Below are 24,857 nucleotides of genomic sequence, written 5' to 3'. Positions count from 1 at the left end.
ATGACAAAAGGTCTTGAAATTTTAGATTTTAAGAAACAAATGGAAGCCCAAGATTTAGAATTTCCAACACTGGAAGTTTTAGATAATGATGGGAAGTTAGTTGATCAGGAGCTTTTTGATGAAGCAGGTATCAGTGATGACGACTTGGTCAATATTATGAAGCTTATGATTAGGCAGTATGTCCTCAATGAGCGAAGCACAAAACTTGCTAAACAGGGACGCTTGGGCTTTGTTGCTCCAACTCGTGGTCAAGAAGCCAGTCAATCTGCGACAAGTTATGCCTTTACTGATGATGATTTCTTGATGCCAGGTTACCGTGATATTCCGCAAATGATTAACAAGGGCTTTCCTATTTACAAGGCTTTCTTGTGGAGCCGTGGTCATCAAATTGGGAACCAAATGGGTGATGTAAAAACTTGGTTCCCACAGATTATTATTGGAGCTCAGTTTGTTCAAGCAGCAGGAATCGCCCTTGGAATGAAGATGAGGGGCAAGAAGTCAGTCGCTTATACTTATACAGGCGATGGTGGTTCTTCTCAAGGGGATACCTATGAAGGAATGAATACTGCAGGAGCTTATAAGGCTAATGCCGTTTTCTTCATTCAAAATAATGGTTTTGCCATCTCAACTCCGCGTAATCTTCAAAGTTCTGCACCACACTTGGCTTCTAAGGGTTGGGGTGCTGGTATTCCAAGTATTGTTGTTGATGGAATGGATGCTTTGGCCTGCTATATCGCTGCTAAAAAGGCACGTGAATGGGCAGTTTCAGGTAATGGTCCGGTCTTGATTGAGACCCTTTGTGACCGCTTGGAGCCACACTCAATGAGTGGAGACGATCCCCTTCGTTATAGGACTAAAGAAGACATTGAAGCTTGGTATAAAAAAGATCCACTAATCAGGATGCGTATATTCCTTGAAGGTAAAGGCCTATGGTCTACTGATATTGAGGAAAAATACATGGCAGAAGTCAACAGTGAAATCGATGATGCAGTCAAACAGGCTGATAATGTACCTAAACAAAAGGTATCAGATTTCATCAAAAATACCTTTGAACAACCAGGATTTATCATGGAAGAGCAAATTAAGAAGTTTGAAGGGGAGGGAAAATAAATGGCAGTAAAAACTTATATTGCAGCTATCACAGAAGCACTTGATCTTGCCCTTGAAAGGGATGAAAATGTCCTTGTTTTTGGTGAGGACGTTGGTGAAAATGGTGGAGTTTTTAGGGCTACAGAAGGCCTTAATGCCAAATATGGAAAAGACCGAGTCTTCAATACTCCTCTAGCAGAAAGTGCCATTGGTGGAATGGCTATAGGTCTTACAACAGAAGATTTTCGCCCAGTCATGGAGATTCAATTCTTTGGTTTCATCTTTGAGGTAATGGATTCCATTGCAGCTCAAATGGCAAGGAATCGCTTCCGTTTTAGTGCAACCAAGCAATTCCCAATTGTTGTCCGCTCGCCTTATGGTGGTGGAACTCATACGCCTGAGATGCACGCGGATAATTTGGAGGGCTTAATGGCCCAAACTCCTGGATTAAGGGTGGTCATGCCAAGTAATCCAGCTGATGCCAAGGGTCTTTTACTGGCAGCCATTGAATCAAATGATCCAGTCATCTATCTTGAAAACCTAAAACTTTATCGTTCAGTCAAGGCAGAAGTACCAGAAGGATATTACACAACACCCCTAGATAAGGCAGCTGTTGCCCGTGAGGGAAGCGATATAACTATCGTTAGCTATGGTGGAATGGTTGGCAACTGTTTGAAGGCAGCTGAAAACCTTGAGAAAGAAGGAATTTCAGTTGAGGTCATTGACCTTAGAACAGTATCTCCAATTGATGTTGAAACAATTGGTAAGAGTGTTGAAAAAACTGGTCGCGTGGTAGTTGCCCAAGAAGCACAAAGACAAGCTGGTATTGCAAGTAGCATTATGGCAGAAATCAGTGAACGTTTCATCTTAAGTCTAAAGGCACCAATCGGTCGTGTTTCAGCACCAGATAGTGTGTACCCATTCTCAATGGCAGAAAACGACTGGTTACCGCAAGTGGATGATGTTGTAGCAAAAGTTAAGGAGATTGTGGAATATGACTGAGATTTTTAAAATGCCCGATGTCGGTGAGGGAATGCATGAGGGTGAGATTGCATCATGGTCTGTAAAGGTTGGTGACAAGGTCAAGGAAGATGATACCCTAGCAGAAGTACAAAATGATAAATTACTTCAGGAAATTCTTTCACCTTACAGTGGTACAGTAACAAAATTATTCGTTGAAGCGGGTACTGTTGTTGAAGTTGGAGCTCCCTTGGTAGAATTTGATGGAGATGGAAGTGGTGCTGCAGCTGGTCAAGCAAGTCCAGCAGCAAGTGAGGCACCAAGCCCTGCTCCAGCAGAAACACCAGCTCAACCAGCACCAGTCCAACCAACCCCTCCAGTCGAAGAGGCTCCCGTTCAAAAAATTGGAGCTCCGATTATTGACGGAAAAATTAGGGCTATGCCATCGGTTAGAAGGCTCGCTCGAATTAGCGGCGTTGATTTGACCAAGGTTCCAGCAACAGGCCGTCACGGTCAAGTTACCCTACAAGATGTTAAGAACTTCAAGGACGCAGGACAAGCAAGTCCACAGGCTCAAGCAGCACCACAAGCTCAAGAGGTTACTCCTCAAGTAGAAGCTAGCCCAGTAAGCCAAAAATCAGCACCACAAGCTCCTGTTAAAGAAGGTCGCGTTCCGATGAGTCCAATCAGGAAGGCTATTGCAAGAAACATGGTTAGCCAAAAGCAAGAAATTCCACATGTAACCCTCTTTGAAGAAGTTGAAGTTACAAAGCTTATGGAACATAGAGCTAACTTCAAGGATATTGCAGCAAAAGATGGAGTAAAATTAACCTATCTAGCTTATGTGGCTAAGGCTTTATCAGCCATGGCTAAAAAATTCCCAGATCTAAATGCCCATGTCGATATGGCCAAGTCTGAGATTGTTTACCCTGAAGCTATTAATGTGGGAATTGCTGTTGACACCCCAAGTGGTCTCTTTGTCCCAGTAGTGAAAAATGCTGACAGCAAGTCTATTTTGGCTATTGCAAGTGAAATTGCAGACCTTGCAACTAGGGCACGGGACGGTAAATTGACACCTGATGTATCAAGTGGATCAACTATCACCATCTCAAATATTGGTTCTGCCCGTGGAAATTGGTTTACTCCGGTTATTAACGTTAATGAATCAGTAATCCTAGGGCTTGGAACAATTGCTAAAGAGCCAGTTGTCAATGAAGAGGGTGAGATTGTTGTTGGTAACATGATGAAACTATCTCTTTCATTTGACCATAGGTTAATTGATGGAATGTTAGCCCAATCAGCTATAAATTATTTGAAAAAATTACTTGCTGATCCTAACTACATGCTGATGGAGGTTTAATAAATGGTTGTAGGTTCTCAGGCAAAAAGTGTTGATTTAGTTGTTATTGGAAGTGGTCCTGGAGGTTATGTTGCGGCCATCCGTGCAGCTGAGTTAGGACAAAAGGTCGTTATTGTTGAGCGTGATAACATTGGTGGAGTCTGTCTTAATGTGGGCTGTATCCCATCAAAGGCTCTAATTAATGCAGGTCATGCTTACTATGACCAAATCCATGATGAGAAAAAAATCATGGGAGTTCATTCTAAGGGAGCAACCCTTGATTGGGAAGAAACTCAGAAATGGAAGAATGATAAGGTTGTTAAAACCCTGACTGGAGGAGTTGAGATGCTCCTTAAAAAGAATAAGGTGGAAATCCTTAGAGGAGAAGCTCGTTTTAACGACAATCAAGTCTTAAATGTTATCTCAGGTGATGAGTCTCATCTGCTTGAATTTAAGTCATGTATCGTGGCGACAGGAAGCCGTCCCATTGAAATTCCTAACTTCAAATTTGAAGGACGAGTAGTAAATTCAACTGGTGCCCTCTCTCTTCCAGAGGTTCCAAAAAGATTTATTATTATCGGTGGTGGGGTTATTGGTTCAGAACTTGCAGGTGCATATGCCAATCTGGGGTCTGAGGTTATAATTCTTGAAGGACTGCCACATATTTTAAATGGTTTTGACCAAGAGATGATTGATGTAGCCCTTAAGCAGTTTACTAAAAAGGGAATTAAGGTCATAACTAATGCCATGGCTAAAAAATCTGAACAGGATGAAAATTCTGTTAAGGTTACCTATGAGGTTGATGGGAAGGAAGAGACAATTGAAGCTGACTACTGTCTAGTTTCTGTTGGTCGCCGTCCTAATACTGATGAGGTTGGGCTTAATAACACAGATGTTAAACTTACTGACCGCGGTCAGATTGTTGTCAATAATCGCCAGCAATCAAGTGTACCTCATATCTATGCCATTGGTGACATTGTTGAGGGACCAATGCTTGCCCATAAGGCAAGTTACGAAGCAAAAGTTGCTGCAGCAGTAGTTGCAGGAGAAGACTTCACCAACTGTGCAGTAGCCATTCCAGCTGTTGCCTACTGTGATCCTGAGCTTGCAACCATGGGAGAAACTCCTGAGAGTGCCAAAGAGAAGGGACTTGATGTTATAGTTTCAAAATTCCCATTTGCAGCCAATGGGCGTGCCATCACCATGAATGAAACAAATGGTTTTGTCCGAATTGTAAGCGACAAGAAGGAACATGTCATCATTGGAGCTCAAATTGCAGGCCCTGGAGCTAGTGATTTGATCAGTGAATTCTCCTTAGCCATTGAAAATGGTCTAACCAGCGAAGATATTTCAATGACCATCCATCCCCATCCAACCTTGGGTGAAGCAATCATGGATACAAGTGAACTTGCTGATGGTCTACCAATCCATATTTAAAAAATCAAGTAATGGGCATCTTACCCATTACTTTTTTTATTAATAAATAATTAAGGCTTGCCTAAAAATAAAATTTAGGTTAAACTAAATTAACAAAGTAATTATTATAAAATATTTAAAATCAAAAAATAAGAGGTTTCTATGTTTAAAGTAAAGGAATTAAGTGTTTCCTACGGGGGGCGTGAGGCCCTAAAGGATATCAATTTTGAAATCGATGCCCTAGGAAGTTCAATTGGAATAATTGGCCCCAATGGGGCTGGTAAATCAACTTTTTTAAAGTCCCTTTTGGGCTTGATAAAAAAGGCAGGGGGAGACGGTTATTTTAATGACCGAACTATCCAATCTTTGAAGAGGAGGATTGCCTATGTTCCCCAAAGAAGTGAGATTGATTTGTCCTTTCCGATTACAGTTTTTGAGGTAATCTTGACGGGAACCTATCCCAAATTACCACTTTTTAAAAGACCTGGCGTTTGGGAAAGGGGGCTTGCTCTTAAGGCCTTAGAAGAGGTGGGTTTAGAGGATTATAAGAATGCTCCCTTATCGAGCCTTTCAGGTGGACAGCTTCAAAGGGTTTTTATTGCACGTGCCCTGGCTCAAGAAGCTGACTATTACTTTTTAGATGAGCCCTTTGTTGGAATCGATATGGTGAGTGAAAGAATAATCATTGATATTATTGATAATTTGAAGGCCCAGGGGAAGACCATTCTGACTGTCCATCATGATCTTAATAAGGTAACGGACTATTTTGATAACCTAATTATTATCAACAAGGAACTAGTGGGAGCTGGCCCAGTAGCTGAAATTTTCACTAGAGATATGATTGGGCGGGCTTACGGACAGACCTTGTTTGATCTTGATTTAAAGGGGGTAAAAAATTAATGGATATTTTATTTTGGTTGGCTGATTTTTTAAATCTTCCAGTGAGTATGACCAATGCCCTCCTTATATCAGTGACCTTGGGAATAGTGTCTGGCATTCTTGGAAGTTTTATCGTTTTAAGGCAGCTGTCACTCATGGGCGATGCCCTCTCACATGCAGTTTTACCTGGTGTTGCGGTATCTTACATGCTTGGAATCAATGCCTTAATAGGTGCCAGTATCTTTGGAATCCTTGCGGCCATGCTGATTGAATTTATCAGCAAGAAAAGTAAACTCAAGGCTGACACGGCAATTGGGATTGTTTTATCTTCATTTTTTGCCCTAGGAATTGTCCTAATTAGTAATCTTAAGAGTGGAGTTGATTTGAATCATGTCCTCTTTGGAAATATTTTGGCGGTCACGCCCCAGGAGATTTTTCAGTCAGTCATCCTGATGTTTGTGGTAATTTTTATCATCTGCCTCTTTTACAAGGAGCTTTTGATTACAAGTTTTGATCCGGTTATTTCTAAGGCCTACGGCCTAAAAAATGATTTTTACCACTATCTTCTCATGTTTCTTTTGACGATTTTTACAGTATCCTCTCTTTCAGAGGTTGGGATTGTCCTTGTCGTTGCCATGCTGGTTATTCCTTCGTCCACGGCCTACTTGTGGACAAAGCATCTGTCTAAGATGATTTTAAGCTCAAGCCTTTTGGGTGTTCTCTATGGCCTGGTGGGAGTTTTTATCAGCTTTCACTATAATCTGCCAACAAGTGCAACCATTGTTTTGATTGGATCCCTTGTTTTCATGATTTCATTTGTTCTTTCACCGAAAAATAATTTTATCAATTTTACTAAATATAAAAGGAGTAAATAATAATGCGTAAAAAATTAACTTATCTAGTCTTAATGCTTGCCTCTTTTGTGGCCTTAGCTGCTTGTTCTAAAAAGAGTCAAGATGCAGATAGTGATAAGATAAATGTTGTTGCTTCCTACTCAATCATCGGAGACATGGTTAAAAATGTAGGTGGTGATAAGGTTTCAGTTAATAATATTGTACCTGTTGGAGTTGACCCCCACTCCTATGAGCCAACGCCTGAGGATAGTAAGAAGATGGATAAGGCTGATTTGGTTTTTTATAATGGCTTTAATCTTGAGACAGCCAAGGGTTGGTTTGAAAAGATGCTTGTTAACTCAAGAAAGGAAGACCATGCCTATGAGCTTACAAAAGGTGTGACTCCCCTTTATTTGACGGAAGATTCAAGTGAAAAGACAGAAGATCCCCATGCCTGGCTTAATATTCAAAACGGAATAAAATACGTGGAAAATATCAAGGATCAGCTGGTTTCATACGATGCTAAAAACAAGGATGTCTATGAAAAAAATGCCGCAAGCTATATTGCTAAACTGCAAAGATTAGATGAAGAAGGGGCCAAAAAATTACTTGAAATTCCTGAAGAAAGACGGGTTCTTGTAACCAGTGAGGGTGCCTTTAAGTATTTTGCTAAACGCTACGCCATGGATGCTGAATACATCTGGGAAATTAACACCGATAATCAAGGTACACCTGAGCAGATGGTAAGGATTGATGATATTGTTAAGGAGCGTGATGTTCCGGCCCTCTTTGTTGAAACAAGCGTTTCACCTAAAACCATGGAAGCTGTGGCAAGAAACACTGGTCGCAAGATTGCTTCCAAGCTCTTTACAGATTCTTTAGCCAAGGAAGGTGAGGAAGGTGATAGTTACTATCAAATGATGGAGTGGAACATAAATAATATTTACCAAGGTCTAAAATAAAATTTTAGTACTTTTAAAAATTAATATTTTCTTAATAAAACTCACGCTATTTTGTGAGTTTTTTATTTTTTATGCATAAAAATACAAAATATTGTGGTATATATACATGTATGTTATACTGTATCCTGTTGCCCAAATATTACCTCTAGTAATATTGTACCTAAGGTCAGGTAGAAAACCCACAACCGAAATTATTGATTATTTATAAAATTATTCTTTCTACCTGGCCCTTTTAAAAATAGAAGGAGTAGTGACATGAATTCATTTAAGAAGTTACTAGCACTGGCTACAGTATTCTTAGCCACAGTTGCCCTTGGCGGGACTAACCTGGTCCACGCTGATGGAACAAACCCGCCAACAAACCCGCCAGCAGAGCCTACAATTACGGATACAAAGGATCAAAATATTAAGGCATCATTTGTAGAAGGTGGTGATACTGTAAAGCTTAAATCAATCTCGACTGATAATACTGCAAGTACAATAGTCCTGACTGACACTAATTTTACAATTGAGTACAAGGATATTGCTAATGATAAGATAGAAGTTTTTAGTTCCAATAGTAAGACTAAATGGGCAGTATCGGCAACCTTGGCAAACGATATAATACAGACTGACCGAGGTGGGAAAGAGTTAGCTAGAATTCCTGCTAAATTAGCAACTATTGTTTTTAAATCTTCTAGTAACCCAACAGTCAAACTTAGCCCAGGCGTAAGTACAAAAGTATTCGCGTATGATGAACTTGGTCCTAAGGCTGGATATTCTACTAAGGAACTTAAAAGCATTTCAGTAGAATCAAATCTCGTTGGAAAAGATCTACGCGTTAGCCCTGGTGATATGGTAGTGGCGACAATCAAATACACAGCAGAACTAACATCTACATTCTAAACAAGAAAACCTATATATTACATATAGGTTTTTTTATTAAAAAATAATGGTAGAATTAAGGAAAGAGAGGACGGTCAGATGAAGAAACATGTCAATAATGCTAACCAAGAAGATTACCTAAAAGCTATATATCAAAATGGAGGGCTCAACAATCATGTGTCCAATAAGGTGCTGTCCCAAAAACTCAAGGTCTCACCTCCATCGGTCTCTGAAATGCTTTTGAAGTTGGCAGAGAAGGGCTATATAAGCTATACCCCCTACAAGGGAGCAATTCTTAGTGATAAGGGGGCTTATGATACGGCAAGAATAATCAACAACCATCGAATTTTTGAGCGATTCCTGTACGATAAGCTGGGTTACTCCCTAAGGGAGGTCCATGACTTGGCAGAAGAGCTTGAGCATGTTAAGGACCCAGATTTTTTCTACCGCCTGTATAATTTTCTAGGCCAGCCAACTACCTGCCCTCACGGTAGCCTAATTAAGCAGGGTGAGATTATCCATGAAGAGTACGGGGAATCCCTTCTTGACTTTGAAGATGGCGATAAAATCCTTATTAAACGATTTGATGACTCAACTGAGCTTTTAGACTTTGTTGAAAAAAGTGGCTTAAAGCTTGATCAGGAAACTGAACTCCTTAAGGAAGGCGATGAGATCTCACTTATTCTTCCTGGAGCCAAGATAGCTATAAGTCCTGACTTTGCCCATAAAATTTATGCCCTTAAAAATCCAGAAAATCAGGACTAAAGTCCTGGTTTTTTTCTTTTAAATGGGTGAAATTTTTGACAGTGTTTCCAAATGATTATATTCTTGAGGTAGATAATGATGACTTTATAAGATTTGGAGAAGGTATGAGAATAGAAGCACTACTTGATAAAAGAGAGTCCTTAAAGATTGAGCTCTTGCGTTATTTAATCTTAAATGATGAGGTTAGTTTAAGTGAGCTTGGTCATCACCTTAATCTATCAATCAATACGCTAAAACTCTATATGAAGGAGCTTTGTGAGCTTGAGCTTATGGGTAGTTGTGGGATTAGCTTCAAGCTTAGCCAAACTTTTGTAAGCCTAAGCCTTAGGCCTGGCCTTAATCTTGACCGAATTACAGCCTTTTATCTCAAGGATAGTCTTGAGTTCCTTTTTTTAAGGGAGCTTATGGTTGAGCAGAAGCTATCGATTGTTTACCTGGCCCAAAAATTTTCGATCAGTGAATCGTCAATCTTTCGCAGGATAAAAAAACTTAATCTATTACTAAAAGAATTCGGTCTTTTCATCAAAAATGGCAGTATGGAAGGGGAAGAAATCCAGATTCGCTATTTTTACTTCCTTATTTTTGAATACATGTACCAAAATTCTACCAGCTTCTTTGGTGAATATTTTTCAAAGAAGCAGGTGAGGCAGGTAGCAAGAGATTTGTTGGCTGAATTTTCCCTTGATAAGGTCAGCTCAGACCTTGAGGCCAGGCTCTTAATTTGGCTGGAAATCAGTCGCTTGCGGATTCGTTTACTGGGTGATAAAAAAATTCCCTTAAGACGGGCTAATAAAATTTTTCAGGTGGACCAACTCTACCAGGATATTAGGCCCTTTGTTGAGGTCTATGCTAGGAAGCTTCATTCTAAGAATGTTGACTTTGAAAGTCTGGCCCTCTATGCCTTTGTCAACTCCTTGGGTCTTCTTGATGAGAAGAGGCAGTATGGCTATGAGCTTTTGCGGAGTAAGAGGCTTCCGACAGCCATGCTTGATGTCTATATTAGGGAGTATATTTTGAAGCACTATCCGACTAGGAGGATATCGCTTAAGCTTGAAAAGCAGGTTGGCTTTTATTTGGCTAAAAGTAGTAATCGCCTTTTTTTCTTTGATGGTTCCCTAGAAAGGTATGACTGGACTAATCTTTTAAGGAGGCAAAAAAATCTCATAAGTAGGGATTTGTTTAGGCTGGCTAGTAAATTACAGGCTATTGCCCTCAAGGAGCTTAAGAACTATAAGAAGGAGGAACCTGCCTGCGGGGTCAAAAATTACCTGCTGGTAAGCTATATCAATATCCTCTCCTTCATTGACTTTAATAGTACAGGTTTAGTCAATATTGCCATCGACCAAGAAAGTCTGCCCATATTTGCCCTAAATTATAGTCACTATCTTTATCAAAATTTAAGAATGGGTCAGGAGGGGATCAATATTGAAAGCTATAATCCCAAGCAGGATTATGATCTTCTAATAACCTGCCGGCAGTCAATCAAGGTCAATAAAAATTGCAAGTTGTATCGTCTGTCTGAATATGAAAGTAATTATGATTTAAGGCAGATTGAAGCCTTAATCGAAGAAATTAAGATTTCAAATAATCTTTCTGAAGGCATATAAAATAAGGTTTTTTAGAAAAAACTGTCAAAAATTGATGAAATCATGTGATATTTTGATGGTAAAAGTTTTTAAAAAAAGGATATTATAGCTTTATAGAAAGCGGATACATTAGGAGGAAAAATTGTGGAAGACAAATATATTATGGCCATCGACCAAGGTACAACAAGCTCAAGGGCAATTATTTATGATAAAAAAGGTAATCACATAAGTAGTTCCCAAAAGGAATTCACCCAGTACTTCCCCCAAGAAGGTTGGGTTGAGCATAATGCCAATGAAATCTGGAATTCAGTGCAATCAGTAATAGCAGGTTCTTTTATTGAGTCAGGGATTAAGCCTGATCAGATTGCAGGAATTGGTATTACTAACCAGCGTGAAACAACCATTATTTGGGAGAAGGAGACAGGTAGGCCCATCTATAATGCCATTGTCTGGCAGTCAAGGCAGTCAGCAGGTATCGCTAATCAGCTCAAGAAGGATGGTTATGAGGACTTTTTCCACAAGAAAACAGGGCTTGTAATCGATGCTTATTTTTCAGCAACCAAGATTCGCTGGATTTTAGATAATGTTGAAGGTGCCCAGGAGCGAGCTGAAAAGGGAGAGCTTTTATTTGGTACCATTGATAGCTGGTTGGTTTGGAAGCTTACTGATGGTGATGTCCACGTGACTGACTACTCTAATGCCAGCAGAACCATGCTCTTTAATATTAATGACTTGAAGTGGGACCAAGAGATTTTGGACCTCCTAAATATACCTGTGGCCATGCTTCCAAGGGTGGCTTCAAATTCAGAAATTTACGGAGAAACTCAGGCCTATCACTTCTTTGGTAGTAAGGTTCCAATTTCAGGAATGGCAGGAGACCAGCAGGCAGCACTCTTTGGTCAGATGGCCTTTGAGCCTGGGATGGTGAAAAATACCTACGGGACTGGTTCCTTCATCGTTATGAATACAGGGGAAAGTCCTCAGTATTCAGACAACAAGCTACTTACAACTATTGGATACGGTATTAACGGAAAAATCTACTATGCCCTTGAAGGAAGTATCTTTGTAGCCGGCTCATCTATCCAGTGGTTGAGAGATGGCCTACATATGATTGAAAACTCAAGTGATTCAGAAGCGGCCGCTAAAAAATCGACCAATGATGATGAAGTTTATGTGGTGCCAGCCTTTGTTGGACTTGGTGCTCCCTATTGGGATCAGGAAGCAAGGGGTTCGATGTTTGGTCTAACCCGCGGAACAAGCGACAACGATATTGTTAAGGCTACCCTGCAATCAATTGCCTACCAGGTGCGTGATGTTATTGAGACCATGGAGGCTGATACGGGGATCAACATTCCTGTCCTCAAGGTTGATGGGGGAGCTGCCAACAATAGCTACCTCATGCAGTTTCAGTCAGACATCTTAGATGTACCCGTTCAAAAGGCTGGAAATCTTGAGACTACAGCCCTTGGTGCAGCCTTTCTAGCAGGTCTTGCAGTAGGTTATTGGAAGGACATTGATGAAATCCGTGAATTTTATGCCCTAGGAGATATGTTTGAAGCCGATATGGATGCAGGTCGCAGGGAAGATTTATACAAGGGTTGGAAACGTGCTGTTAAGGCGACCAGGTTATTTGCTAGTGATAAGGAAGGGGAAAAATAATGGAGTTTTCGAAGTATTCGAGGGAAAAATCAATAGAAAAAATTCAAGAGGGTGAGCTTGACTTATTAGTCATTGGTGGAGGTATCACAGGGGCTGGTGTAGCCCTTCAAGCAGCAGCGGCTGGCATGAAAACAGGAATTATTGAAATGCAGGACTTTGCTGAAGGAACCTCATCAAGGTCAACCAAGCTAGTCCACGGAGGCATTCGTTACCTTAAGAATTTTGATGTGGAAGTTGTGGCTGATACAGTAGGAGAAAGGGCAGTCGTACAAAGGATTGCTCCCCATATTCCTAAGCCAGACCCCATGCTTTTACCGATTTATAATGACGAAGGGCCAACAACCTTTGATATGTTTTCAGTCAAGGTGGCTATGGACTTATATGATAGACTGGCTAATGTTACTGGTACAAAATATGAAAACTACACCCTAACACCTGAGCAGGTTTTAGAGCGTGAGCCTTATATTAAAAAGGACGGCTTAGAGGGGGCTGGGGTCTACCTTGATTTTAGAAATAACGATGCAAGGCTTGTAATTGAAAATATTAAAAAGGCCGTTGAAGACGGAGCCTATGCCATCAGTCGGATGAAAGTTGTAGGTTTTACCTATGATGACCAGCAAAAAATAAATGGCGTTAAGGCTCGTGATCTTGAAGGTGATCAAGTAATTGAAATTAAGGCCAAGCTTGTGATTAATACTGGTGGTCCCTGGGTTGATAAGGTAAGAAGCCTTAATTTTACCCGCCCTGTAAAAGCTATGATGCGACCAACCAAGGGAGTTCATTTGGTGGTTGATGCCAAAAAACTTCCTGTACCTCAACCTACCTACTTTGATACTGGAAAGCACGATGGTCGAATGGTCTTTGCCATTCCAAGAGAGGATAAGACTTATTTTGGAACAACTGATACTGACTATAAGGGAGATTATCTTGACCCCAAGGTTACCCAGGAGGATGTTGACTACCTCCTAGAGGTCATTAACTACAGATACCCTCAAGCAGATATCAAGCTTTCTGATATTGAATCAAGTTGGGCAGGCCTTCGACCTCTTTTAGGTGGGAATTCTGGCTCTGACTACAATGGGGGCGATAATGGAAGTGTATCAGACAAGAGTTTTGAGCAGGTTATTGATATCGTCCTTGATTATAAGGACAAGAAGGCCACCAAAGAAGATGTGGAGGAAGTCCTTAATAATCTTGAAAGCAGCCGAGCTGAAAAAGAGCTTTCTCCCTCACAGGTATCTCGTGGCTCTTACCTTGATGTAGAAGACGATGGCTTGATTACCTTAGCTGGTGGTAAAATTACTGACTACCGTAAGATGGCTCAAGGGGCCCTTGATTTAATTCGTGATTTACTGGAAAGTAAGTACGGACAAAAGTTTAAAGAAGTTGATTCCAAGGAATATCCAGTGTCAGGTGGAGACTTTGACAATACTAAGGTTGAAGAGACGGTTGAAAAAAATATGAAGGCAGGTCTTCTGGCAGGTCTTTCTGAAGAAGAGGCAAGGTACATAGCTGATTTTTATGGCATGAACTCCCTTAAAATATTTGATTTAGCTCGTGACATGGAAGCCTATCCTGGCCTTAGCCTGGCTGAATCAGCTCGCCTCCTCTATGCCCTTAGTGAAGAGATGACCTTGTGGCCTAGTGATTATCTAATGAGAAGAACTAATCATATTCTTTTTGAAAGGGACAGCCTTGATGATCTAATAAGTCCTGTTGTTGAAGCAATGGCTGACTATCTGGCCTGGGATGAGTCTAAGAAGGAGCTTGCCTTAGATAAGCTTAAGGAGGTTGTTGCTGAGTCAGACCTTGCCTACTTAAAGAATGGAGATATGTAAAATGGCACCAGTTTTAGGAGAATTTATCGGAACCCTCTTTCTTGTCCTCTTGGGAGATGGTGTCTGTGCTGCTGTAAATCTTAAGAAGTCAAAGGCAGAAGGAGCAGGTTGGCTTGCCATAGCCTTTGGTTGGAGTATGGCTGTTACCATGGCGGCCTTCATGTCAAGTTACTTGGGCCCAGCCCATCTTAATCCAGCTGTGACCATCGCCATGGCCATCAATGGAGCTACACCTTATTCGCAGGTTATCCCCTTTATTCTAGCCCAGCTGGCAGGAGCTTTCTTGGGGGCTATCTTGGTCTGGCTTGCCTACTTGCCCCACTGGGATCAAACTAAGAATCAGGATGCAATTTTGGGAACCTTTGCGACAGGGCCTGCTGTAAGGAATTATGCAGCAAACTTCGTCACAGAAGCAATTGGAACCTTTGTCCTCCTCTTTGGAATCCTATCGTTTGGCATGCAGGATTTTGCAGGTGGCGTTAATATCTTTGCAGTCGGTGGCCTAATCCTAGCCCTTGGGCTATCACTTGGAGGCCCTACAGGTTACGCCTTAAATCCAGCTCGGGATTTGGGCCCTCGTTTAGCCCATCAAATCCTTCCCATCAAGGGCAAGGGTGACTCTGACTGGGCCTATTCATGGGTGCCAATCTTTGGACCAATTGTTGGGGCAGTGCTTGCTGCTTTAGTCTTTTCAGTCCTTCCCCTTTAAAATAAAAAAGAACCTAGCCTTACCTAATAGTTCAATAAGGATAAGGCGGGTTCTTTTTTCTTTTTCTTTCAGTCTAATAGCCTAAGATGATGTGGGCTGCAAGGGGCACAAAGATAACATACATGATACCAGTCATCCCAATTGAAAGAGCTGCCATAGCAGCTTGGGTTTTTCCAAGCATGATGGCTGATCCTGTACCAACGGCATGTCCTGTGCCACCTAGGGCAATGCCTTGAGCTACTGGATCATCTATTTTAAATAATTTTAAAAGGGGGATACCCAGGGCACTTGTTAGGATACCTGTTGCTACAACCACTACAATTGTTATGGTGACGACCCCGTGGATTTTATCTGTAATTCCCATGGCCATGGCAGTCGTTACTGATTTAGGAAAGAGGGACAATTGAGCAAGTTTTGGTAGGCCCAAAAATTTTACTAAAAGGGCTGTGATTGTAGTATTTACAAGGGCCGCAAGCCCAATACTTATGGTGATTGACCTAATATGATGCTTCATTAGATGGAAGGTCTTATAAAGGGGGATACCCAGGGCGACTGTTGATGGGCCAATTAAATCATTTAAAATTTCGCCTCCCTTGTAGTAATTATCATAGGGAATTTTAAAAACAAGTAAAAATCCAATAATGGCAAGGGTTGAAAGAAGGAGGGGATTGGTCCAGGCTCTAGGTACATTTTCATTGACCTTTGAAGAGAGGGTAAAGATTAAGATGGTTAGGGTTAGACCAAAGAGGGGCGACTGAGTAAGTTGCATCATTTTGCGTCCCCCTTGTCTTCTGTAAGGTCTACAAGTCCTGGATAATCTCCTTCGTATTTGTTTTTAACAAACTGTACCACCCGGCCCAAAATAAAAATATTGATAATCATCATCAAAAGGATAATGAGGCTTATTTGCCACCAGTAGGCAGAAATCATCGACCACTTGGCCATAATTCCAACCCCTGCTGGAAGAAAGAGGATGGTCATATTGTTGATCAAAAAATCACCGACCTCTTCAATTTTTTCAAGGTCAAGAAGTTTGAATTGCAGGCAAAGAAAGAGGATAATCATGCCAATAATGCTTCCTGGAACGGGCAGGTTGAAGAAGTTTGATAGGCTGTCCCCAATGAAGGATAGGCCGAAGATGATTAGTAGTTGAAAGTATATTTTCATGGAAATCTCCTAGATATTTAAAGTTCACATCTATGATAGTCCTTTGACCTGTAAAATTCAATTCTTTTAAGGGTGGATTGAAGTTTATTCAACTAGTCATCACTTTTTTTAAGCAAATAGGTAAAAAAGACGATAACTAGAGTAATGGCTACAAAGATGATGATTCCCTTAATATGACCTTCAAGGATGGAATTTCCCCCGTAGGCATAAATAATTGAGGTAGGGAGGACACCTAGGAGGATGATGAATATTTTTTTGGCCAGGGAAAATTTGAAGATACTTAGGGTGTAGTTGACCAAAAAAACGGGAATTATAGGAATGATATAGGCGATTACAAGTTCTAGGCTGGGATTTTTAGCGTGTTCAATCTTTTTAACCCATTTTTTGGATCTGGCCTTCTCTGCCAGGGTAGTAAATTTTCCCATGACAACAATGGAAAGCAGGTTGCCAAGTAGGCTACCTACGATGTTAACAAGGCTACCTAGTAGGGGCCCAAAAGTCAGCCCTGAAAGAATGCAGATAAAGGCAGATGATAGGCCTGGTGTGGCATTAATAATGGTAATAAGAATAATTAAAAAAAAGATGACATTATTGCCGTGGGACCTAAATTGTTCAACAAATAATTCCTTGTTGCCTGCTGGATTAACAAGGAGTTTTAAATCTGGTAGATATTCTAAAATTATTTTATATAGGATAATGGCTGAAATCAATAAGCTTGTAGCAACAATCACATTTCTTGGGGTGAGTAGTTTTTTCATAATCCTCCTTTTTCTCTCTTTTTCTATGAAGCTTGATTCTTATCTTAACATTATTATAGCATAGGGCGAAAATATTAGGGTTCAAACTAGGGATTTTAGGGCTATCTATGATTTTGTGAGCTTTAAATTGTTTTATAGATAAATTTATATTATCATTCCTATGAAGATATTAGAAACTTGCGGGGAGGAAGATGATGAGGAAAATTGTATTTTATGGGGCCATAAGTTTGGATGGTTTTTTAGCTGATGAAAATGATAATTTGGACTGGCTCTTACAGACTGATTTAAACAATGTTTCAACCTATGAAAAATTTGAAGCGGCTGTCGAAACCTTTGTGATGGGTAGAAAGACCTATGAGGAGACCAAAAAGATGCTTGGGGAGGCTGAGCTCTATCCTGGTAAGGAAAAGCTTGTTTTTTCACATCAAAAGACGGGCAAGCATCCCAATACGACCTTTGTTGAGGGTGACGTCCTTGATATCATTAAGGCCCAACAGGTAAAAACAGGCGGAGCCATTTGGATTGTTGGTGGTGGCGGTATTTTAAAGCCCCTTTTGGAGGAAAATTTAATTGATGAATATTGGGTGCAGATTGCCCCTGTTTTACTTGGAAGGGGTAAGCGATTGTTTGAGGAGGGTGATTATAACTACCGGCTTGATTTCCTTGATTCAACGGTCATGGGTGAGATGGTCGAACTTCATTTTAAGAAAAAAGTTTAAGGGATATGGCTTGTTAAAAGGCCCATATCTTGATTAGATGTTGTTAATTAACCTATGCTTATTGTATAAGGCTTATGAAAGTCGTAAAATAGAGAAAAACTTGGCATAATCTACCTTAATTTTTAGATTGAAGAAGGAAAGTAGTAAGATGAAATCCAAAAGTTTACTTTTAGTGCTAATAGTTACACTTGTTTTATTCCTCCTATCCCTACCCTTTTTGCCGGAAAATATTGCTTCCCATTTTGCTGGCTTGGGGGATTCTACATCAAGGCACAACAAATACTTAGTCCTTTTGTTTTTTTCGATAGGTGATGTAGTTGGCACCATTTTTCTAACATCATGGATTAAATCAAGTTTAATGATGAGAGCGATATTTGATACAAGGACAATATCATTTTTAACATTGTATTATCCCTTACTTTTCTTGACCTTACTGATTATGATCATCTCTTCAAGCTTTGGTATTAACCTTGTGGTTATTCTATTTATGCTTAATCTTATCTACCTATCAGTGCTAGTTGTTTCTTGTATAAAATCTATTTATCATAAAAGAGTGATTAAATAGTTACTTTTTTGAGTAGGAAAGCGACAGGAAAATCAGATTTCAAAATGCTTGCAAGTCTGTGGAATAATTAAAAAGCAATCGAGATGATTGCTTTTTGTATGCCTGTATTTACGCAAATGTCTATAATATAAGTTTTAATCGTCCTCTAGTGACCCTTAAGCCCAGTTAGGAGATAAACAAAAGGATAAAAAAAGAGCCCCTTAGGACTCTACATACTCAATGCGGAGAAAGGGACTTGAACCCTCACGACCTAAAACGGTCACAAGATCCTTAGTCTTGCGCGTCTGCCAATTCCGCCATCTCCGCTAGTACCCTACTAGTATAACATTAGTAACCTACTTTGACAAGATTAATTTTGAAATTTTAGTAAATTTGGCTAAGCTTAAGGGATTTTTAGCAAGTAGCTTTATGGGCTATGCTAAAAAGGTGGTTAAATTTTCCTAACATATCTCCTAAAGCCTATAAACTTCATCAGATACAAAAAAGGAGCAAACCTGCTCCTTGATAGCCCTTTTATAATTTAGTTTGGAATAACGGAAGTCCTGTGTTCATATTTTATGTAATGAAGATTTGCTGCACTAACAGCTGTGGATGCAAAGATGTGTTTGTGGCTAGAATAACCGCAAGTCCAACATTTCCAGTGGTATCCGTGCTCTTTTTTATCCTCTTTCTTATCCTGATCTGACTTAGCCAGAAGGTCAGTCGTCACAAGATTTACTTGCTGGGAGCTTACTGTTTGTAAGTCATTGGCACTTGCTGTCTTGGTGTTTCCTAAAAATTGGAAGCCTGCAAGACCTGTAAGCCCAAGTAGACAGGCTAGAGTTAAAATTTTCTTTTTCATAAATTCTCCTTATAATAAGATGGTTCGGCGACAACCTAAATGTAACATAAGCCCTGGTCTTACTCAAATTTAAACTTGTCGCATGGTCAACTTATAACTTAGAGGGCCTTTGGGTCTGAGTCCCTCAGGAATTGTTTACGTCTAATTTGTCTGTCCTTTTGTTATCAGAATCTGCTAGCCAATCAGTTTCCCCTTTAGAAAACTTACTAGGAATATGAGCAGGAAGAGCCTTGTTCTCTGGGAAAAAACCATGATACAATAAGCACATTATTGGGAGGATTTTATGTTTATTAGGATGATTTGGATAGCTGCATGGCTTCCAACAATGATTGCCCTATGAGCAAGGGAAGAATTAAGAAGGTAATACTACTAATCTGCTGCTTGCAATTGTTTTACTTAGGGGTATGTGGTTTATTAGGAGGACATTTTATCAAGGGTCCTCTAACAATAATCTTTGCTCTTTTGATGGGATTTATTTATAGCCATATTGATTCGGTTAACTAGCACTTCTAGCACCCTTTGATTGATGGGTGCTTTTTATATTTAATGAATTTTTGATTATAAATAATTAAAATATTATCTCGAAAGTAAATAAAAATTAACAAAATACTTGACTGATTCATATTTATGTATTATTATACGTACAAATGAATTATTATACATAAAAAGGAGTAAGTGATGGAGAAGGAAAAGATTATTTTGGCGTATTCTGGGGGACTTGATACATCTGTAGCCATTAAGTGGCTTGCTGAGGACTATGATGTTATAGCTGTGTGTCTTGATTTAGGTGAGGGCAAGGATTTGGATTTTATCCATGATAAGGCTCTAGCAACAGGTGCTATCATCTCTAAGGTGATTGATGTGAAGGATGAGTTTGCAGAGAACTATGTCCTCTATGCCCTGCAAGGTCATGCTTACTATGAACAAAAGTATCCCCTAGTATCGGCCCTATCTCGCCCCTTGATTTCTAAAAAATTGGTAGAGGCGGCTCATGAGTACGGAGCAACAACCATTGCCCACGGCTGTACGGGCAAGGGAAATGATCAGGTCAGGTTTGAGGTTGCCATAAATGCCTTAGATCCTAGTCTTAAGGTCATTGCTCCTGTGCGTGAATGGAAGTGGAGCCGGGAGGAGGAGATTGACTACGCTAAGGCTCACGGTATCCCGGTTCCTGCTGTTTTAGACAGTCCTTATTCAGTGGATCAAAACCTTTGGGGGCGGGCCAATGAATGTGGTATTTTAGAAAATCCTTGGATTGAGGCTCCTGAAGATGCTTATGGTATCACTAAGGCCATCAGTGACACACCTGATCAGCCAGAATATATTGAAATTACCTTTGAAAAGGGAGTTCCTACAGCCTTAGATGGGGAGGAATTAAAGCTTGCTGATTTGATTGAGAAATTGAATGGCCTTTCTGGTAACCACGGGATTGGTCGGATTGACCATGTAGAAAATAGGTTGGTCGGGATTAAATCTCGTGAAATCTATGAATGTCCTGCTGCTGTGACCTTACTGGCTGCTCACAAGGAGCTAGAAGATTTGACAACAGTTAGGGAGATGGCACATTTTAAACCCATTATTGAAAATGAATTTTCAAATCTAATCTATAATGGACTTTGGTTTAATCCAGCAACTGATAGCTTGATTTCTTACATTAAGGAGACCCAAAAGCCAGTCAATGGAGTGGCTCGGGTTCGTTTATTTAAGGGCATGGCTGTGGTTGTCGGCAGAAAATCACCTAATTCCCTTTATGATGAAAATCTTGCAACCTATACAAGTTCTGATACCTTTGATCAGGATGCTGCCGTTGGTTTCATCAAGCTTTGGGGCCTACCAACAAAGGTCAATAGCGAGGTTCAGGCCAAGGTCCTTAAGGAAGCTGAGGGTGTCAAAGAATCTAATGGGGCCCACTAAAATAGCTGCATAAAATTACATGGGTTGAATAAAGATAAGTAAAGTAAAGATAGGGGTAGGAAGATGGAAGAAAAACTTTGGGGAGGTCGTTTTGAAGCTTCTCTTGATGACTGGGTGGAGGAATTTGGAGCGTCGATTGACTTTGACCAAAAGCTGGCTCAAGAGGATTTAACAGGAAGTCTAGCTCATTTAAGCATGCTTGCTCAAACAGGAGTCTTAAATGAGGAAGAGGCTGAAATCATCAGGAGTGGTCTTTTGACCCTTGAGGATAAATGTGCAGCAGGTGAGCTTGAATTTGACAAAGCCAATGAAGATATCCATATGAATATGGAAGTTAAGCTTCATAAAGAGATTGGAGCCTTGGCTGGGAAACTTCACACGGCTCGTAGCCGAAATGATCAGGTTGCAACAGACATGCACCTGTATCTCAAGAAGGTTCTTTTGAAGGTCGATGAAAAACTTACAAATTTACGAAAGGTTCTATTAAAACTTGCAAGTGAGCATACTGAGACCATAATGCCAGGCTATACCCACTTGCAGCACGCCCAGCCCATAAGTTTTGGTCACCATCTTCTGGCCTATTATCAAATGTTTACAAGGGATACTGAACGCTTTAACTTTAATCTAAAGCACACTGACCTGTCGCCTCTCGGGGCAGCAGCCCTTGCGGGGACCACATTTCCCATTGACCGAAAGCTTACTTCAGATTTACTAGGCTTTGAAAAGCCCTATGAAAATTCCTTGGATGCTGTCAGCGATAGGGATTTTATCCTGGAATTTTTAAGTAATGCAAGTATCCTTATGATGCATCTGAGTCGCTTTTGTGAGGAGATAATCCTTTGGTGCAGCCATGAATTTAATTTTATAAGCCTTTCTGATAAATTTTCAACCGGCTCAAGTATCATGCCCCAGAAGAAAAATCCTGATATGGCGGAGTTAATTAGGGGGAAAACAGGGAGGGTATATGGCGATTTGATTGGTCTTTTGACCGTCATGAAGTCCCTTCCTCTGGCTTATAATAAGGACTTACAGGAAGATAAGGAGGGGATGTTTGATACAGCAGATACCATTATGAAATCCATTGATATTATGGCTTCGATGCTTGAGACTATGACAGTAAACAAGGAGGTCATGGAAGAGTCAACCAAGAAAGATTTTTCAAATGCGACTGAACTCGCTGATTACTTAGCTTCAAAGGGTCTACCCTTTAGAAAAGCCCATGAGCTTGTGGGTAAACTAGTCTTGGAGTGTACTAAAAGGGCTTGTTACCTGCAAGATTTACCCCTTGATTACTATCAAAGTTTGTCAGATTTGATTGATGGAGATATCTACCATTATTTAGAGTCAAAAACTGCTGTAGCTAGGCGTAATTCTTATGGGGGAACAGGATTTGATTCAGTCAAAGACCAGATAAGAAGAGCTAAAAAAGAAGATTTTTAAGAAATTAGGGTCTAAAAATGTACTGTTTATGTACGTTTTTAGGCTTTTATGTTATAATTGGGAAGATTGAATGTAATTTAGTAAAGTGAGGATTCAATGAAAAAATCATATCGAATCAAAAGCTCCCAAGACTTTCAAAGAATCTTAGGAAAAAGGAATAGTTTTGCCAATAAAAAATTTGTTGTCTACAGGGATGAAGCCCAAAAGGAAAATTTCAGGGTGGGAATATCAGTAGGCAAGAAGCTTGGTAATGCTGTTTGTAGAAACAGAGTAAAAAGGCTCATTCGCCATGCCCTAATGGAATTTTCTCCAAGTATTGAGGATTATGATTTTTTGGTTATCGCCCGTGCGGGTGCTGAGGATTTGGACTTTGTGGACCTCAAAAAGAACCTCAAACATGCCTTAAAGCATGCAAATATTTATAGAGATGGAGACTTAGATTAAGTGAAAAAAAGATTAGCGGGCCTTTTAAGCCTCGTCATGCTTCTAGTCCTTACAGGCTGTGGAAGAAGTGATGTTACAGCAGCAACACCTGGAGTTTGGGAAAAATTGGTTTATGCCTTTGCTCAGATTATTAAATTCTTATCCTTTGGTGGCTCAATTAGTATTGGTATTATTTTATTTACCCTAATTATTAGGACAGCTCTTTTGCCTTTGATGAATATTCAAATCAAATCAAGCAGAAGACTACAAGAGATTCAGCCACAACTTAAGGCCCTTCAGGCTAAGTATCCTGGTAAAGATCCTGAAAGCCGCAGGCTTTTAAGCGAAGAAACGCAAATTCTTTATTCAGAAAATAATGCCAATCCCATGATTGGATGCCTCCCCCTTTTAATCCAACTTCCAATTTTAACGGGGCTCTATCAAGCCTTAACCCGTGTTGATTTTCTAAGGGATGGTCATTTTTTATGGCTTGACATCTCCCAAAAGGATCCCTACTACATCCTTCCAATTCTTGCGGCCCTCTTTACTTTTGTAAGCTCATGGCTAACCATGAAGGCTACAAGTGAAAAAAACAATATGACCACAAGCATGACCTACCTTTTGCCTGTAATGATTCTTTTTATGTCCTTAAATATGGCAAGTGGGGTGACCCTTTACTGGACGGTATCAAATGCCTTCCAAGCCTTCCAGACCTTGCTTTTAAATAATCCATTCAAGATTCAAAGGGAACGTGAAGCAAGCCTTGAAGCAGAAAAGGCCAAGATTCGTGCCAAGGAAAAAGCCCTGAAAAAGGCGACAAAGAAAAAATGATAGCTAAAATTTATTTTAGCGGAAAGTGATTTTGAAGGAGAAATATGACTATTTTTACTGGCGAAACGGTTGAAAAAGCAATTGAAAGAGGTCTTAGAGGTCTTAATGTTGGCCGTGAAAAAGTTCATATAAGTATTGTTCAGCATGAGAAAAAGGGTTTTTTGGGCTTTGGAGTTAAAAGAGCCCGGGTTGATATTGAAATAATTGATGAAGAAACCCAAAGAAGGGCTGATTATGAAGTTTTAAAGGGCAGCCGGATAAAGAGCTTTGACCGAAAAAAAGTTAAAAGTAATAAGGATTTGACCCTTGAGCTCAGTCATGTTGTTAAGGCTGTTCGCCTGGCTGAAAAAGAGAGTCAAACAGGCCTTAGTGATCTGGAAAAAGAGTTGATCATGAAGGAGGCCAGGGAAAGTTTTAATCTGGCCCTTGACGATAATTTAGGGGTTAAAAAGCTTATTTCAGAGACAGGTAAGGAAGATTTGCCTGATATAGAAAAATCACTTGAAAAAGTAAGTGAGCCCAAAGATGAACTTTTGATCCAGGTTGAAAACTACCTGCTTGAGATAATTTTTAATATGGGGATTAAGGCCTCTATCAGCTCTTCTTATATGGAGAATCATGGCCTCATAAAAATTGATTTAAGCTCTGATCAAGGCGGCCTCTTGATTGGCAAGCACGGTAAAATTTTACAAAGCCTGCAAGCCCTAACCCAGGCCTATGCAAGTCTTTTAGCCAAAGATTACATTAAAATAACCATTGATGTTGCAGGTTATTTGGTCAAACGGGAGCTTTACCTAAAGTCCTTGGCTCGAAAATCCGTTGAAAAAGCCCAAGCTGGCGAGGTTGTTGAACTTGAGGATTTACAGTCCCATGAGAGAAAGTTCATTCACAATCTTATTTCAGAAGAAGCAGGAATCACAAGCTATTCTAAGGGACAAGATTCAAAAAGGTCTGTTATTGTTTATAGGGAAAAGGGCATGTAGATTCCTTACTACTTAATGAACAAATGAATAAAATTACAAAAGATGCTATTGACAAACTAGACTTAAATATATTAAAATAGTTTGGTATGTTTAGTATTCGAACAAGTAAAGCCTAGGCTAGACATAAATAGAATAAAACAGGAGGGTTCCAGAAATGAAACGTACTTACCAACCAAGTAAACGTAAACGCCAAAAAACACACGGTTTCCGTAAACGTATGGCTACTAAAAACGGACGTCGCGTATTAGCGTCACGTCGTCGTAAAGGACGTGCAGTAATCTCTGCATAATAGTTCAAAAAAATCGTAGAGCGAACTC

General features: G+C 40.1%; 24 protein-coding genes and 1 tRNA gene. 20 read left to right on the top strand and 5 right to left on the bottom strand.

Annotated elements, in window-relative coordinates; genetic code table 11:
- The 13 genes from OZX68_06735 to OZX68_06675 all read left to right on the top strand — a co-directional run bounded on the left by OZX68_06735 (position 1) and on the right by OZX68_06675 (position 14,899).
- Entirely contained in the window at positions 1-1,110 is a 1,110-nt protein-coding gene (locus OZX68_06735; protein WEV60607.1) for a thiamine pyrophosphate-dependent dehydrogenase E1 component subunit alpha, read from the top strand.
- Entirely contained in the window at positions 1,111-2,091 is a 981-nt protein-coding gene (locus OZX68_06730) for an alpha-ketoacid dehydrogenase subunit beta (GenBank protein ID WEV60606.1), read from the top strand.
- Positions 2,084-3,409 carry a dihydrolipoamide acetyltransferase family protein gene (locus tag OZX68_06725; protein ID WEV60605.1) on the top strand — a complete coding sequence of 442 codons (1,326 nt, stop codon included), beginning with the start codon at positions 2,084-2,086 and terminating at the stop codon, positions 3,407-3,409. Before OZX68_06730 ends, OZX68_06725 begins: the two co-directional genes overlap by 8 nt.
- 3 nt (positions 3,410-3,412) lie before the next feature.
- A complete protein-coding gene (lpdA, locus tag OZX68_06720) occupies positions 3,413-4,825 on the top strand; it encodes a dihydrolipoyl dehydrogenase (GenBank protein WEV60604.1) in 1,413 nt (470 codons plus the stop codon).
- 141 nt (positions 4,826-4,966) lie between these two features.
- A complete protein-coding gene (locus OZX68_06715) occupies positions 4,967-5,704 on the top strand; it encodes a metal ABC transporter ATP-binding protein (GenBank protein WEV60603.1) in 738 nt (245 codons plus the stop codon).
- Positions 5,704-6,558, top strand: coding sequence for a metal ABC transporter permease (locus OZX68_06710; GenBank protein WEV60602.1), 855 nt, complete (start codon positions 5,704-5,706; stop codon positions 6,556-6,558). Before OZX68_06715 ends, OZX68_06710 begins: the two co-directional genes overlap by 1 nt.
- Positions 6,559-6,560: 2 nt before the next feature.
- Positions 6,561-7,478 carry a metal ABC transporter substrate-binding protein gene (locus OZX68_06705; protein ID WEV60601.1) on the top strand — a complete coding sequence of 306 codons (918 nt, stop codon included), beginning with the start codon at positions 6,561-6,563 and terminating at the stop codon, positions 7,476-7,478.
- Between the two features lie 255 nt (positions 7,479-7,733).
- Entirely contained in the window at positions 7,734-8,363 is a 630-nt protein-coding gene (locus OZX68_06700) for a hypothetical protein (protein WEV60600.1), read from the top strand.
- Positions 8,364-8,441: 78 nt separating this feature from the next.
- A complete protein-coding gene (locus tag OZX68_06695) occupies positions 8,442-9,107 on the top strand; it encodes a metal-dependent transcriptional regulator (protein ID WEV60599.1) in 666 nt (221 codons plus the stop codon).
- Positions 9,108-9,211: 104 nt separating this feature from the next.
- Complete coding sequence (locus OZX68_06690; protein ID WEV60598.1) at positions 9,212-10,714, top strand: helix-turn-helix domain-containing protein; 1,503 nt, start codon at positions 9,212-9,214, stop codon at positions 10,712-10,714.
- 120 nt (positions 10,715-10,834) lie between these two features.
- Positions 10,835-12,352, top strand: a complete 1,518-nt coding sequence (gene glpK / locus OZX68_06685) for a glycerol kinase GlpK (protein ID WEV61396.1) — start codon at positions 10,835-10,837, stop codon at positions 12,350-12,352.
- The gene (gene glpO, locus OZX68_06680; protein WEV60597.1) at positions 12,352-14,190 is read left to right on the top strand and encodes a type 1 glycerol-3-phosphate oxidase; all 1,839 of its coding nucleotides are present in this window, start codon (positions 12,352-12,354) and stop codon (positions 14,188-14,190) included. The genes glpK and glpO overlap by 1 nt, the downstream gene beginning before the upstream one ends.
- Position 14,191: 1 nt before the next feature.
- Positions 14,192-14,899 (top strand): aquaporin family protein, encoded by a 708-nt coding sequence (locus OZX68_06675; protein WEV60596.1) that lies wholly within the window; start codon positions 14,192-14,194, stop codon positions 14,897-14,899.
- A gap of 73 nt (positions 14,900-14,972) precedes the next feature.
- Here OZX68_06675 and OZX68_06670 read toward each other — a convergent pair whose 3' ends face one another.
- The 3 genes from OZX68_06670 to OZX68_06660 form a co-directional block, all read right to left on the bottom strand.
- Positions 14,973-15,671 carry an LrgB family protein gene (locus OZX68_06670; protein ID WEV60595.1) on the bottom strand — a complete coding sequence of 233 codons (699 nt, stop codon included), beginning with the start codon at positions 15,669-15,671 and terminating at the stop codon, positions 14,973-14,975.
- Entirely contained in the window at positions 15,668-16,066 is a 399-nt protein-coding gene (locus tag OZX68_06665) for a CidA/LrgA family protein (protein WEV60594.1), read from the bottom strand. The genes OZX68_06670 and OZX68_06665 overlap by 4 nt, the downstream gene beginning before the upstream one ends.
- Positions 16,067-16,158: 92 nt before the next feature.
- Positions 16,159-16,824, bottom strand: coding sequence for a VTT domain-containing protein (locus OZX68_06660; protein ID WEV60593.1), 666 nt, complete (start codon positions 16,822-16,824; stop codon positions 16,159-16,161).
- A 194-nt stretch (positions 16,825-17,018) separates the two neighbouring features.
- Between OZX68_06660 and OZX68_06655 the strand changes: the two genes are divergently transcribed.
- The gene (locus OZX68_06655; GenBank protein WEV61395.1) at positions 17,019-17,543 is read left to right on the top strand and encodes a dihydrofolate reductase family protein; all 525 of its coding nucleotides are present in this window, start codon (positions 17,019-17,021) and stop codon (positions 17,541-17,543) included.
- A gap of 785 nt (positions 17,544-18,328) precedes the next feature.
- Here OZX68_06655 and OZX68_06650 read toward each other — a convergent pair.
- Positions 18,329-18,414 (bottom strand) — tRNA-Leu (locus OZX68_06650).
- A gap of 214 nt (positions 18,415-18,628) precedes the next feature.
- The gene (locus tag OZX68_06645) at positions 18,629-18,949 is read right to left on the bottom strand and encodes a hypothetical protein (protein WEV60592.1); all 321 of its coding nucleotides are present in this window, start codon (positions 18,947-18,949) and stop codon (positions 18,629-18,631) included.
- A 678-nt stretch (positions 18,950-19,627) separates the two neighbouring features.
- Here OZX68_06645 and OZX68_06640 point away from each other — a divergent pair.
- The 6 genes from OZX68_06640 (at position 19,628) to rpmH (ending at position 24,829) form a co-directional block, all read left to right on the top strand.
- Positions 19,628-20,863, top strand: coding sequence for an argininosuccinate synthase (locus OZX68_06640; protein ID WEV60591.1), 1,236 nt, complete (start codon positions 19,628-19,630; stop codon positions 20,861-20,863).
- A 63-nt stretch (positions 20,864-20,926) separates the two neighbouring features.
- On the top strand, positions 20,927-22,303 hold the full coding sequence (argH, locus tag OZX68_06635; GenBank protein ID WEV60590.1) for an argininosuccinate lyase: 1,377 nt from the start codon (positions 20,927-20,929) through the stop codon (positions 22,301-22,303).
- A 96-nt stretch (positions 22,304-22,399) separates the two neighbouring features.
- Complete coding sequence (rnpA, locus tag OZX68_06630; protein WEV60589.1) at positions 22,400-22,747, top strand: ribonuclease P protein component; 348 nt, start codon at positions 22,400-22,402, stop codon at positions 22,745-22,747.
- Complete coding sequence (locus tag OZX68_06625; protein ID WEV60588.1) at positions 22,748-23,557, top strand: YidC/Oxa1 family membrane protein insertase; 810 nt, start codon at positions 22,748-22,750, stop codon at positions 23,555-23,557.
- Positions 23,558-23,601: 44 nt separating this feature from the next.
- Positions 23,602-24,540, top strand: coding sequence for a Jag N-terminal domain-containing protein (locus tag OZX68_06620; GenBank protein WEV60587.1), 939 nt, complete (start codon positions 23,602-23,604; stop codon positions 24,538-24,540).
- A 154-nt stretch (positions 24,541-24,694) separates the two neighbouring features.
- A complete protein-coding gene (gene rpmH, locus OZX68_06615) occupies positions 24,695-24,829 on the top strand; it encodes a 50S ribosomal protein L34 (protein ID WEV60586.1) in 135 nt (44 codons plus the stop codon).
- Positions 24,830-24,857 lie beyond the last annotated feature (28 nt).

Source organism: Streptococcaceae bacterium ESL0729, from assembly GCA_029391995.1.
Taxonomy (GTDB): Bacteria; Bacillota; Bacilli; order Lactobacillales; family Streptococcaceae; genus Floricoccus.
The sequence above is the reverse complement of the archived record's forward strand: the minus strand, read 5'-3'. Positions and strand labels throughout refer to the sequence as shown.